The sequence below is a fragment of the Burkholderia sp. L-4 genome, from assembly GCF_056856535.1.
In genome coordinates this window covers 851,951-863,526 of record NZ_JBXEOX010000001.1, presented here as the reverse complement: position 1 = coordinate 863,526, position 11,576 = coordinate 851,951, and the positions used below count along the sequence as shown (strand labels likewise).

The following is an 11,576-nucleotide window of genomic DNA, read 5'->3' as shown; positions in this document are numbered from 1 at the left end:
GCGACGGCGCACAACGGCTGCCCAGGCGAACGGCAAAAACGGCGCCCCGCGCTTCACGGTGGGATGCTCCACCTTGACCCCGAAAGGGTTCTATCGCCAGTCACGCAGGGGTGATGAGCGCATTAGTGTATTGGATGCGTCATGATTAGGCAACCGCACGGCAGTGGCCTCCAAACAATAAGGGCCAGACTCTACGCGCCCGTGCCGAAACACTTCGCCGTCTTGCCGCGGTGCGGCATTCTCAGTAGGCTTGCGGGATTCCACCCGCTATTCCGTTACCGACCAGGAGCAGCAATGATCGTGTTCGTCACAGGTGCGTCCGCCGGCTTCGGCGCCGCCATCTCCCGCGCCTTCGTCAAGGGCGGCCATCGCGTCGTCGCCACCGCGCGCCGCAAGGATCGCCTCGACGCGCTCGCGGCCGAACTCGGCGACGCGCTGCTGCCGTTCGAGCTTGACGTGCGCGACCGCGCGGCCGTCGAAGCCGTGCCGGCCGCCCTCCCCGCCGAATTCGCGGCGCTCGACGTGCTCGTCAACAACGCCGGCCTCGCGCTCGGCGTCGAGCCGGCCCAGAAGGCCAGCCTCGACGAGTGGCAGACCATGATCGACACGAACTGCTCGGGCCTCGTGACCGTCACGCACGCATTGCTGCCCGGCATGATCGCGCGCGGTCGTGGCCATATCTTCAATCTGGGCTCGGTGGCCGGCACCTATCCGTATCCCGGCGGGAACGTATACGGCGCAACCAAGGCTTTCGTCAGACAATTCAGTCTGAACCTGCGTACCGATCTGATCGGCACGCCGTTGCGCGTAACCGACATCGAGCCGGGCCTGTGCGGCGGCACGGAATTCTCGAACGTCCGCTTCCGCGGCGACGACGCAAAGGCGGCGAACGTCTACGAGAACGTCCAGCCGCTCACGGCCGAGGACATCGCCGATACGATCTACTGGATCGCCACGCGTCCCGCGCACGTCAACATCAATACGATCGAAATGATGCCGGTCGCGCAAGCTCCGGCGGGCCTCACGATCCATCGCGGCTGACACGTCGCCCGCGGCCGCAGGCCCGCCCGCGGCCGGCCCCGGTGTGCCACGACGCACTACATTCCGTTACGAAACGGTTACGAATCCGGCCTTTGCCTTCCGGTAGAATGCGCGCCATGACTCAGCCTACCCGCTCCCCGGAAGCGCCGTCCGGCTTCACCTGGCCGGTGCGCGTGTACTACGAGGATACCGATGCAGGCGGCATCGTCTTCTATGCCAACTACCTGAAGTTCTTCGAGCGCGCCCGCACCGAGTGGCTGCGCGCGTGCGGCATCGACCAGCGCCAGCTCGCCGACGATACTGGCGCGATCTTCATCGTCCGCAGCACGTCGCTCGACTACCGCGCGCCCGCGCGACTCGACGACACGCTGACGATCACGAGCCGGCCCGGACGCATCGGCCGCGCGTCGGTGGATTTCACGCAGGAAGCCTGGTGCGGCGACACGCTGCTCGTGGCCGGACACATTCGCCTCGGCTGCGTCGACCGCGACGGTATCCGGCCCGCGGCCATCCCGCCGGCTGTGCTCGACGCGCTGCAACGCGGGCCCGTCATCGACGCCGGGCACACTCCATTGTCAACGAAGCTCGCATGAGCGCCGTTTAGACAAAGCCTATGAACTTGCGGTTCTGATTCGATACTAAGCAAGGTTCGGCGTCAGGCATGGCCGGCGCGCCGCGCCGCACGCATACCGGGCGCCCCCGAAGGGCCGTTACTCAAACCTCTATGAACACTTCTCAAGACCTGTCGATCATTTCCCTCGTCCTCAACGCGAGCGTGCTCGCCCAGGCCGTGATGGGACTGCTGCTGTTGCTGTCGCTGATGTCGTGGACCTTCATCTTCCGCAAGTGGTTCGCGATCCGCCGCGCGCGCGCGCAGACCGAACGCTTCGAGAAGGATTTCTGGTCGGGCGGCGACCTGCAGGCGCTGTACCAGAGCGCGGCCAACAACCGCCACACGATCGGCGCGCTCGAGCGGATCTTCGAATCGGGGATGCGCGAATTCCTGAAGGCGAAGGAAAAGCGCATCAGCGATCCGGGCCTCGTGCTCGACGGTGCGCGCCGCGCGATGCGCGCGTCGTTCCAGCGTGAGATGGACGTGCTCGAAGCCAACCTCGCGTTCCTCGCGTCGGTCGGCTCGGTCAGCCCGTACATCGGCCTGTTCGGCACCGTCTGGGGGATCATGAACTCGTTCCGCGGCCTCGCGAACGTGCAGCAGGCGACCCTCGCGAACGTCGCACCGGGCATCGCCGAGGCACTCGTCGCCACCGCGATCGGCCTGTTCGCCGCGATTCCGGCGGTGGTCGCGTACAACCGCTACGCGCACGACATCGACCGCCTCGCGATCCGCTTCGAGACCTTCATCGAAGAGTTCTCGAACATCCTGCAGCGTCAGGCCCAGTAAGGAGCGCGCCATGGCAGGAAGTCCCATCCGATCCAGCATGCGCGGCGGCCGCTCGCGCCGTGCGATGGCCGACATCAACGTCGTGCCGTACATCGACGTGATGCTGGTGCTGCTCGTGATCTTCATGGTCACCGCACCGCTCGTCGCCCCGTCGATCATCAACCTGCCGACCGTCGGCAATGCCGCGCCGCAGGAGCAGACGCCGCCCGTCGTCGTCAACATCAAGGCCGACCGCACGATGAGCGTCAAGTACAAGGGCGACTCGGGCGCGACCCAGGAAGACACGATGACGAAGGCCGAGCTCGACAGCTTCATCTCGGCCCGGCAGGCCGATCACCCTGACCAGCCGGTCGTGATCGCGGCCGACAAGACCGTGCAGTACGATGCCGTCATGACCGTGATGTCGGATCTGAAGGCGCGCGGCGTCAAGCGCGTCGGTCTCCTCGTCAAATCGCAATGAACCGGCAGCAATCCACGCGCAGCGCCGCCTACCCGCCTCAGCCTCCCCGCGAGCGCGGCACCTGGCGCGCGTTCGCGCTCGCCGCGCTGATGCACGTGCTGCTCGCGCTGTTCCTCTATCACGGCGTGCAGTGGCAGAACAGCACGCCGGCCGGCGCCGAAGCCGAACTGTGGACCGAGGTGCCCGACGTGCCCGCGCCGCGGCCCGTCGTCACGCCCGCGCCGCCCGCGAAGGTCGCGCCCCCCGCTCCGCCGGTGCGCGACGAGCAGGCCGACATCGCGCTGCAACAGAAGAAACGTCAGCAGGAAGCGGCCGCGCGCGAAGTGCTGCTCGAGCAGCAGCGCCGCGCGCAGCAGTTGAAGCAACAGGAAGAGGAAGCGCGCCGCGCGCAACTCGCCGCGCAGCAGGCCGCCGCGCTCGCCGCGGAAAAGGCCGCCGAACGCGACAAGCAGAAGCAGGCGGCGAAACTGAAGCAACAGCAGCTCGCAGAGCAGCAAAAGCTCGAACAGCAGAAGCTCGAACAGCAAAAACTGCAACAGCAGAAGCAGGCGCAGCTCGAAGCACAGCAGGCAGCGAAGGCCAAGGCGGACGCCGCCGCGAAAGCGAAGGCGGAAGCGCAGGCGAAGGCAAAGGCCGAAGCGGCTGCGCACGCGAAGGCCGACGCGGCCGCCAAGGCGAAGCTCGACCGGGAACGAAATGCGCGCCTCGCGCAGATGCAGGGCCTCGCGGGTGCCGGTGAAGGCGGCGGCCAGGGCCTCGCGAAAAGCGGCACCGGCACGGGTTCCGGCGGCAACGCCGCATCGCCCGGCTACGCCGACAAGGTGCGCCGCCGCGTGAAGCCGAACATCGTCTGGGGCGGCGAGCGCGCGGGGCTCACGACCATCGTCAAGATCCGCTGTACGCCCTCGGGCGACCTGCTGAGCGTGTCGGTCTCGCGATCGAGCGGCAATTCCGGGTGGGATCAGGCGGTCGTCAATGCGATCCAGGCGTCGGTTCCGTTACCGCCCGATACTGACGGTCATACCCCGTCGAGCATTACGATTACCTTCAAGGCGGCGGAGTGAGCGCAAATGCGCTTAAACTCCGTGCGTCGCTGCCGGACGGGAACGAATCGGGTATTTTTACTGTCTCTGCGGTTGCGCAGCGATCCAAGTCACATGGGAAGCAGAAGCATGAGTTTGATGACAAAGCTAGGTTTCAGGGCACTCGTGGCCTCGTGTCTGATTACGGCGGGCAGCGCCGCTAACGCCCAGGTCAACGTGCTGATCACCGGTGTCGGGTCGACCCAGTTCCCCATCGCCACCGCGAATTTCACGAACGAGGCGAGCCTGCCGCAACAGGTCACGTCGATCGTTCGTGCCGACCTCGCCCGCAGCGGCAAGTTCACCAACATCGACGCCGGCAGCACGCCCGTGCCCGAGACCGCGTCGGTCGATCTCGGCGCATGGAAGGCCAAGGGCGCGAACGCGTTCGTCGCCGGCAGCGTGAACCGCGACGCGAACGGCCAGTACAAGGTCAACTTCATCCTGTACGACACCGTGAAGCAGCAAAGCCTCGGCGGCCTGTCGCTGACGGCGACCGACACCACGCTGCGCACGGCCGGCCACAAGATCGCCGACTACATCTACCAGAAGCTGCTCGGCGTGCGCGGCGTATTCGCCACGCGCCTGTCGTACGTGATCAAGACCGGTAATCGCTACCAGTTGCAGATCTCCGATTCGGACGGCCAGAACGCGCGCATCGCGCTGTCGAGCACCGAGCCGATCATCTCGCCGGCGTGGTCGCCGAGCGGGACGAAGGTCGCGTACGTGTCGTTCGAGCGCAAGAAACCGATCGTCTACATCCATGACCTGCCGACCGGCCGCCGCTACATGGTCTCCGACCAGAAGGGCAACAACAGTGCGCCGGCGTGGTCGCCGGACGGCAACACGCTCGCCGTCGCGCTGTCGCTGACGGGCAATACGCAAATCTACACGGTCAACGCGAATGGCGGCGGCCTGCGCCGTCTCACGCAGAGCAGCTCGATCGATACCGAGCCGTTCTACTCGCCGGACGGCCGCTGGATCTACTTCACGAGCGATCGCGGCGGCGCGCCGCAAATCTACCGGATGCCCGCACAGGGCGAAAGCGCCGGTGCCGCGCAGCGCGTGACCTTCACCGGCAGCTACAACACGAGTCCGCGGATCAGCCCGGACGGCAAGCTGCTCGCTTACATCTCCCGCACGGGCGGGGGCTTCAAGCTGTACGTTCAGGATCTGCAATCCGGCGCGGCGAACGCCATCACGAATACCAATCGCGACGAATCGCCGAGCTTCGCGGCAAACGGCCAGTACGTTCTGTACGCTACCCAGTCGGGTGGTCGCAATGTTCTGGCCGCAGTGCCTTCCGACGGCAGCGCGCCGCCGCAAATCCTGTCCGTCCAGGGCGGCTCCGTTCGCGAGCCGTCGTGGGGGCCCTTCATGCAATGACCACAAGGAGAGTAACCATGATGTCGAATAAAGCTCGTCTGGCCCTGGCCGTGATGATGATCAGCGCGCTCGCCGCATGTAAGTCGGGCGTGAAGCTCGACGACAAGGCGAACAACGCGGGTGCCGTCAGCACGCAACCGAGCGCCGACAACGTCGCGCAAGTGAACGTCGATCCGCTGAACGACCCGAACAGCCCGCTCGCGAAGCGCAGCATCTACTTCGACTTCGACAGCTATTCGGTGAAGGACGAGTACCAGCCGCTGCTGCAGCAGCACGCTCAGTACCTGAAGAGCCACCCGCAGCGTCACGTGCTGATCCAGGGCAACACCGACGAACGCGGCACGAGCGAGTACAACCTCGCGCTGGGCCAGAAGCGTGCGGAAGCCGTCCGCCGCGCGATGGCACTGCTCGGCGTGAACGACTCGCAAATGGAAGCCGTGAGCCTCGGCAAGGAAAAGCCGCAGGCAACGGGCCACGACGAAGCATCGTGGGCGCAGAACCGTCGCGCCGACCTCGTCTACCAACAGTAAGTAACGGAAGAATCGCCGTATGACGCACCGTGTAACCTGGCTGCGTGCAGCCGCAGCTCTCTGCGTCGCCGGCGCGGCGTGGTCGGCCGCGCCGGCGCACGCCGGCGTGTTCGACGACAACGAAGCGCGCCGTGCCGTGCTCGATCTGCGTAGCAAAACCGACAACCTGGCGAACCAGTTGTCGGCCGCCCAGCGTACGATCCTCGATCAATCCGGCCGTCTCGACCAGCTGAACCAGCAGGTCGCGACGCTGCGCGGCGAGAACGAGGATCTGACGAACCGGCTGACGACGCTCGAGCGGCAGCAGAAGGAGTACTACCAGGATCTCGACACGCGGCTCAAGAAGTTCGAGCCGCAGCAGGCGACGATCGATGGGGTCGAAGGCACCGTGCAGCCGGGTGAAACGGATGCGCTCAATGCGGCGCAACAGCAGTTCCGCAACGGCAACTTCAAGGCGGCCGCGGCTTCGTTCCGCGCGTTCATCGCGAAGTATCCGCAGAGCCCCTACCAGCCGACCGCGCAGTACTGGTACGGCAATGCGCAATACGCGCTGCGCGACTACCGCGGTTCGACCGCGACGTGGCAAGGGATCGTCAGCAAGTTCCCGCAGCACCCGCGCGCGGCCGATGCCCTCGTGGCGATCGGGACGAACCAGCTCGAACAAGGCCAGAAGGCGGCCGCGAAGAAGACGTTCGAGCAAGTCGTGTCGCAGTACGCCGGGTCAAACGCGGCGCAGACGGCGCAGGGCAAGCTCGAAACGATCAAATAATTATCGCGGCGGGTTGTTGACACCCTATCAAGCCGCCGCTATAATCTTTTGCTCTTTGGGTCGCTTGCCAAGTTGTTAAAGCAACGAACCAACAGGTTTCAAGAACGTGGGGTGGTAACTCAGTTGGTTAGAGTATCTGACTTTTAATCAGAGAGTCGAGGGTTCGAGTCCCTCCCACCCTACCAACTATCTTTGATAGTGCATTCAAGCCTCCCGCGTGGAGGCTTTTTTGCGTCTGTCGTCAGGCCGTTCGAGCTTGAATGCATCGACGATGCGCGCCGCGCACTCGGTCGCGCGCGGCCCCTGAGCATCGCAGCTCCCGCAGGCACCCTCCACTACCGCGTCCTTCGACATCGCCACCACCACCGTTGCGGTCACTGCCTGAACGTCAGCGCAGTCTGTTCGTCTCCAGCACGAGCGCGGTCTTCGCCGCCACGGAACGAGCGGCCGCGGTGCGGCTTCATTGAAGTTAGGCATCCGGAATATCTCCGCCTTCATGCGCGGCAGTATGGATGAACCGACAGTAAGGAGGCTTGTGGCACGCCGACGAAAGCGGGCCGCCGCGACCCTCATCGCGAAGCGGGCGGCCCGATCAGGCGCCCGCCGTGCGCAGCATCACTCCTGGATCGACGGCGCGGACTCCGCGTCGGCAAAACGCGGCTTCGCGTTCTGCAGGTCGCGTGTGTTCTTTTGCACGGCCACCGAGCCGAACAGCGCGAGCACGAACGACATCGCGTAGAAACCCTTTTCGCTCAGTTGCAGCGTGGCATTGAACAGGCCGACGATCAGCAACGCGATCGACAGCAGCAGCGCGATCCAGCTGAGGCCGTAGTAGATGCCGGTGACGGGAATACCTTCCGCGCGGTCGCGCACGCTCTTCTGCAGCGAGATCGCCGCGTAAAGGCCGAATACCAGCACGGTGAAGTAGTAACCCTTCTCGTTGAGCTGCATGCCGGCGTTCCAGAGGCCGATCAGGAATGCCGCGAAGCCGGCGAGCAGCGCGGCCCACGATGCTGCCACGAACGCGAACGACGGCTGATGGATGGTGGTCTGGTTCATTGCTTTGCCCTCTCTCTTCTTGTTCGAAATCGTTTTCGTTGAACTGCGTTTTGCGCATGGTAGCAGCTTTGGTCCGCGAGACGACAGCCGCCGGTGCAGTCTTACATGCCGCGCTGCGCGCGGCGCCAGCGCCCGGGCGTCATGCCGAGCACCGCGCGAAACGCCTTGCCGAAGGCAGCCTCGGACTGGTAACCGACCGCCTGCCCGATCTCCGCCTGACCGCGCTGCGTGTCCTGCAGCAACGCGCATGCATGCATCATCCGGATCTGCGCGACGAACGCGCCGACACTCATCCCGGCTTTCTCGCGGAAATGCCGCGCATACGTCGCGCGCGACATGGCCGCCGCGTCGCCAAGCGACTCGACCGTCCACGGCTGCTCCGGCGCCCGCAGCACGGCCTGGACCGACGGGCCGAGCCGCGCGTCGGCCGCGAGCGCGAGCCAGCCGGACGGCACGCTCGCGCCGCGGCCATAGGCACGCAGCGCATACGCGAGCAGCGCCTGGCCGAGCGCGTTCACGATCGCGCCGGCGCCCGGCTGCACGTTCGACGCCTCGGTGCGCAGCACGCTCGTCAGCAGTTGGAGCGGCTCGAACCCCGAGGCCTCACGCAATCCGACGTGCAGCACCTGCGGCAACGCGCGCATCAGCAATTCGCCTGCACCACGCGCGTAGACGAACCGTCCGCACAGCAGGTCCACACTCGCGCTGTGCGGCGCGGCCGGATCGAGATTCGACTTGACCGGCAGCACCGCGCCGTCGCCGGCACCCGAATCGCGTAGCGGCACGACCGGCTGCGACCGGTCGCGCCCCGTGTCGAGCAGGTCGTGTGCGCCGCCGGCTGGCAACAGCAGGAAATCGCCTTCGGCGAGCTGCAGCGTGCGTCCGTCGGCCGTGCGCAGTCGGCACGTGCCGGTCAGCACCAGATGGAACGCCGCCTCACCCGGCGGAAGCGGGTCGTGCGGCATCGCGAATGGCCCGTCGAGCAGGCATCGCACGTCGAGCTCGACATGGCTGCGTCCCAGCGACAGCAGTTGACTCAAGGCATCCATGAGACGATTGCGCTAAAAATTGACACTCTAGCGTATCGAAACCCTCAGCGCGAACGATCAGAATAGGTCTGCATCGCCCGAGATCGCGGCGCCCGCCGCCCTCCTCACCTCTTCTCGAAAAGGACGCATCATGCTGAACTGGAACGAATACCGGAAGGAACTCTCGACGCGCATCGGCGACATCGCCAAGCTGTCGCCCGATACGCTGGCCGGGTACAAGGCGCTGTCCGGCGCCGGCGCCAAGACCGGCCATCTCGACGCGAAGACGCGCGAGCTGATCGCGCTCGCGGTGGCCGTCACGACGCGCTGCGACGGCTGTATTGCCGTTCACACCGCCGAGGCGACGAAGCACGGCGCAACCAAGGAGGAAGTGGCGGAAGCGCTCGGCGTCGCGATCGCACTGAATGCAGGCGCGGCGCTCGTCTATTCGGCGCGCGTGATGGACGCGCTCGGCGACTGACCGTCACCGCAGTGCCGTCGCGGGCCACCCTGCTGCGTGGCGCCCGGCCGTCCGGCCGGGTGGCCACGCACCTCGCGATGGTTGAAGATTGGCCGGCGTGCTCGCGCCGGCAGCCGCCGCTGCGCCGCGCGCAGGCGCGGGCATGCCGCGAAGTCGGCTACCATGCGCGAACGATCCATCGTAAAGGAGCGTTCCATGTGCCGCTGGCTCGCCTATACGGGTAATCCGATCCATCTGGAAACCGTGCTGTTCCGCGCGAAACATTCGCTGATCGACCAGAGCCTGCATTCGGAACTCGGCGCCACGACCACCAATGGCGACGGCTTCGGCATCGGCTGGTACGGGCGCCCCGACGAACTCCCGTTCCGTTACCGGTCCGTCCATCCGGCATGGAACGACCGAAACCTGCGCGAAGCCGCGCGCGCGATCCGCTCGCGAATGTTCGTCGCACATATCCGCGCGGCGACCGACACGCCGGTACAGGAAACCAACTGCCACCCGTTCCGCCACGGCCGCTGGCTGTTCGCGCACAACGGGTTGATCCGCGACTTCCACAAGCTGCGCCGCGACCTGACGATGAAAGTCGATCCCGCGCTGTTCCCGACGCTCGAAGGCTCGACCGATTCGGAGCTGATGTTCCGCCTGGCGCTGACTTACGGCCTCGAACAGACGCCGCTGCCGGCACTCGAACGAATGGTCGGCGTGGTCGAGGAAACCGCCGCGCGGCATCGCGTGGCCGCCCCGCTCAACATGACGGTCTGCGCGACTGACGGCGACCGGATCATCGCGGTGCGCTATTCGAGCGAACGGCAATCGCGCTCGCTGTTCCACAGCACGTCGTTCAAGCACCTGCACGAGTTGTATCCGCATAACCCGCGCATCGCCGAAGCCGGCGACGACGCGTTCATGATCGTGTCGGAACCGCTCGTCGACTTACGCGGCGCGTGGGAGGAAGTGCCGGAGGGGATGGCGATTGTCGCGCATGGCGCGGATGTGCTGCAGCAGCCGTTCGCGCCGCGGCACAAGTGACACGCCGCAGTCCTGAAGAAATCGAGCGTATTCAGGTGGCGAACACTTCGGTGCAGTGAGGCAATTGCGGCGATCCGGTTTAGAGGGGGCAGTGCTCAGTACTGCCGAGTCAAACCTGAAACGATACGGATCGTGGCGCGGCAAATACCATCGGGCAACTCGCCGCGAATTATCCTCGATCCGATAATGGGCGCCGGGGCCGTATGACGAAGGCAGGCTGCGCTCCTTACCCCGGTTTTCTCTGAATAAAAAATTGATATTCTTGCGATTTCATACCGGCCAGGGACCAGCACGATAATCGACACACGGCCGAGTACATATGTACGAGGAATGCCGCGACACGTCGACCGGCAAGCGCTCCCATTCTTCGCACGATTCCGGCACAAATCGCCCGCGCCCGGATGCCTTACTGCACGGGGCCCGATACGGGTGTACCGATAATCCAGAGAGCGATGAAATGGGGCCGGGATTCTACGTGTCTTTTACTCCGTCCGCGACAGGTCTTCATTTCAAATTATTACGATGCATCGGCAATCATTACCGGACAGGTGGTGCTCGCGCACCGTCGCCGTGCGCGAGAACGAACGCTTATTCCTGATTAAAATATTCAAGTTACAAATTTGGGAAAGGCACGTTACAATTCGCCAACGGATGAATCCGAATCACAATAAAGCAGCGACGCAGTTACCGGCACATCGAATCCGAGATGACTCAAGATCTCCAAAATTCTCTTCCTGTCATGCTGACGGGCAATCAATCCGTGCGTTCCAGCATGAAGCAGGACCATGCCTTCGTGGTATGGCTCACCGGCGTCTCCGGTGCCGGTAAATCGACGCTGTCGAATCTGCTGAAGGAACAACTCGACGCGCGCGGTCTGCGGACTTTTCTGCTGGACGGCGACCAGCTTCGCGAAGGATTGAATCAGGACCTGGGGTTCAGCGACGCGGACCGCCACGAGAACATTCGTCGGACGGCCGAGGTTGCGCGCCTGATGATGGATGCCGGGCTCGTCGTCATCGTTGCGCTGATCTCGCCGTTTCAGCAGGCACGCGCGAAGGCTCGCGCGCGTTTTCCCGAGGGAAAGTTTCTCGAAGTCTTTGTCGACGTTGCACTGGATGTCGCGGAAGCGCGCGATCCCAAGGGCCTGTATGCGCTGGCAAGGCAAGGAACCATTCGCCAATTCACCGGCATCGAATCGACCTATGAAAAGCCGGTATCGCCCGACGTGCACGTGCGCACGGGCGAAGCAAGTCCGCTGGAATGCGTGCACGCGATCATTCAAAAATTGCCGTTGAACGGCTGATACCGG

13 protein-coding genes, 1 tRNA gene and 1 riboswitch are annotated in these 11,576 nt (G+C 64.8%); of the genes, 12 read left to right on the top strand and 2 right to left on the bottom strand.

Translation table 11 applies throughout. The features are described 5' to 3' along the window. Nucleotides 1-12 precede the first annotated feature (12 nt). Nucleotides 13-114: riboswitch (ZMP/ZTP riboswitch) on the bottom strand. Nucleotides 115-294: 180 nt separating this feature from the next. The 9 genes from AC1VVG_RS04005 to AC1VVG_RS03965 all read left to right on the top strand — a co-directional run bounded on the left by AC1VVG_RS04005 (nucleotide 295) and on the right by AC1VVG_RS03965 (nucleotide 6,855). After that, nucleotides 295-1,041 carry an SDR family NAD(P)-dependent oxidoreductase gene (locus tag AC1VVG_RS04005; RefSeq protein WP_034187210.1) on the top strand — a complete coding sequence of 249 codons (747 nt, stop codon included), beginning with the start codon at nucleotides 295-297 and terminating at the stop codon, nucleotides 1,039-1,041. A gap of 107 nt (nucleotides 1,042-1,148) precedes the next feature. Further along, entirely contained in the window at nucleotides 1,149-1,634 is a 486-nt protein-coding gene (gene ybgC / locus AC1VVG_RS04000) for a tol-pal system-associated acyl-CoA thioesterase (RefSeq protein WP_034187209.1), read from the top strand. 131 nt (nucleotides 1,635-1,765) lie between these two features. Beyond that, nucleotides 1,766-2,443 carry a protein TolQ gene (gene tolQ / locus AC1VVG_RS03995; RefSeq protein ID WP_021157170.1) on the top strand — a complete coding sequence of 226 codons (678 nt, stop codon included), beginning with the start codon at nucleotides 1,766-1,768 and terminating at the stop codon, nucleotides 2,441-2,443. A gap of 10 nt (nucleotides 2,444-2,453) precedes the next feature. Continuing rightward, nucleotides 2,454-2,903: a protein TolR gene (tolR, locus tag AC1VVG_RS03990; protein WP_006484943.1), complete on the top strand. Its 450-nt coding sequence runs from the start codon at nucleotides 2,454-2,456 to the stop codon at nucleotides 2,901-2,903. After that, nucleotides 2,900-3,967 carry a cell envelope integrity protein TolA gene (gene tolA / locus AC1VVG_RS03985; protein ID WP_482835281.1) on the top strand — a complete coding sequence of 356 codons (1,068 nt, stop codon included), beginning with the start codon at nucleotides 2,900-2,902 and terminating at the stop codon, nucleotides 3,965-3,967. Before tolR ends, tolA begins: the two co-directional genes overlap by 4 nt. A 108-nt stretch (nucleotides 3,968-4,075) precedes the next feature. Beyond that, the gene (tolB, locus tag AC1VVG_RS03980; protein WP_034187207.1) at nucleotides 4,076-5,371 is read left to right on the top strand and encodes a Tol-Pal system beta propeller repeat protein TolB; all 1,296 of its coding nucleotides are present in this window, start codon (nucleotides 4,076-4,078) and stop codon (nucleotides 5,369-5,371) included. A gap of 17 nt (nucleotides 5,372-5,388) precedes the next feature. Beyond that, complete coding sequence (gene pal, locus AC1VVG_RS03975) at nucleotides 5,389-5,901, top strand: peptidoglycan-associated lipoprotein Pal (protein ID WP_011883386.1); 513 nt, start codon at nucleotides 5,389-5,391, stop codon at nucleotides 5,899-5,901. Between the two features lie 19 nt (nucleotides 5,902-5,920). Next, nucleotides 5,921-6,670, top strand: a complete 750-nt coding sequence (ybgF, locus tag AC1VVG_RS03970; RefSeq protein WP_034187206.1) for a tol-pal system protein YbgF — start codon at nucleotides 5,921-5,923, stop codon at nucleotides 6,668-6,670. A 108-nt stretch (nucleotides 6,671-6,778) separates the two neighbouring features. Continuing rightward, nucleotides 6,779-6,855: transfer RNA gene (locus AC1VVG_RS03965), tRNA-Lys, on the top strand. A 430-nt stretch (nucleotides 6,856-7,285) separates the two neighbouring features. On the opposite strand, the gene yiaA is transcribed toward AC1VVG_RS03965, so the two are convergent. Continuing rightward, nucleotides 7,286-7,729, bottom strand: a complete 444-nt coding sequence (gene yiaA, locus AC1VVG_RS03960) for an inner membrane protein YiaA (protein WP_034187204.1) — start codon at nucleotides 7,727-7,729, stop codon at nucleotides 7,286-7,288. Nucleotides 7,730-7,830: 101 nt separating this feature from the next. After that, the gene (locus AC1VVG_RS03955) at nucleotides 7,831-8,778 is read right to left on the bottom strand and encodes a cupin domain-containing protein (RefSeq protein WP_069706542.1); all 948 of its coding nucleotides are present in this window, start codon (nucleotides 8,776-8,778) and stop codon (nucleotides 7,831-7,833) included. 130 nt (nucleotides 8,779-8,908) lie between these two features. On the opposite strand from AC1VVG_RS03955, the gene AC1VVG_RS03950 reads away from it, so the two are divergent. From AC1VVG_RS03950 to cysC, 3 genes are all read left to right on the top strand, one after another. Next, a complete protein-coding gene (locus AC1VVG_RS03950) occupies nucleotides 8,909-9,238 on the top strand; it encodes a carboxymuconolactone decarboxylase family protein (RefSeq protein WP_034187202.1) in 330 nt (109 codons plus the stop codon). Nucleotides 9,239-9,433: 195 nt separating this feature from the next. Continuing rightward, nucleotides 9,434-10,267 carry a class II glutamine amidotransferase gene (locus tag AC1VVG_RS03945; protein ID WP_482835280.1) on the top strand — a complete coding sequence of 278 codons (834 nt, stop codon included), beginning with the start codon at nucleotides 9,434-9,436 and terminating at the stop codon, nucleotides 10,265-10,267. Between the two features lie 739 nt (nucleotides 10,268-11,006). Further along, a complete protein-coding gene (gene cysC / locus AC1VVG_RS03940; protein WP_482835882.1) occupies nucleotides 11,007-11,570 on the top strand; it encodes an adenylyl-sulfate kinase in 564 nt (187 codons plus the stop codon). Nucleotides 11,571-11,576: the final 6 nt, after the last annotated feature.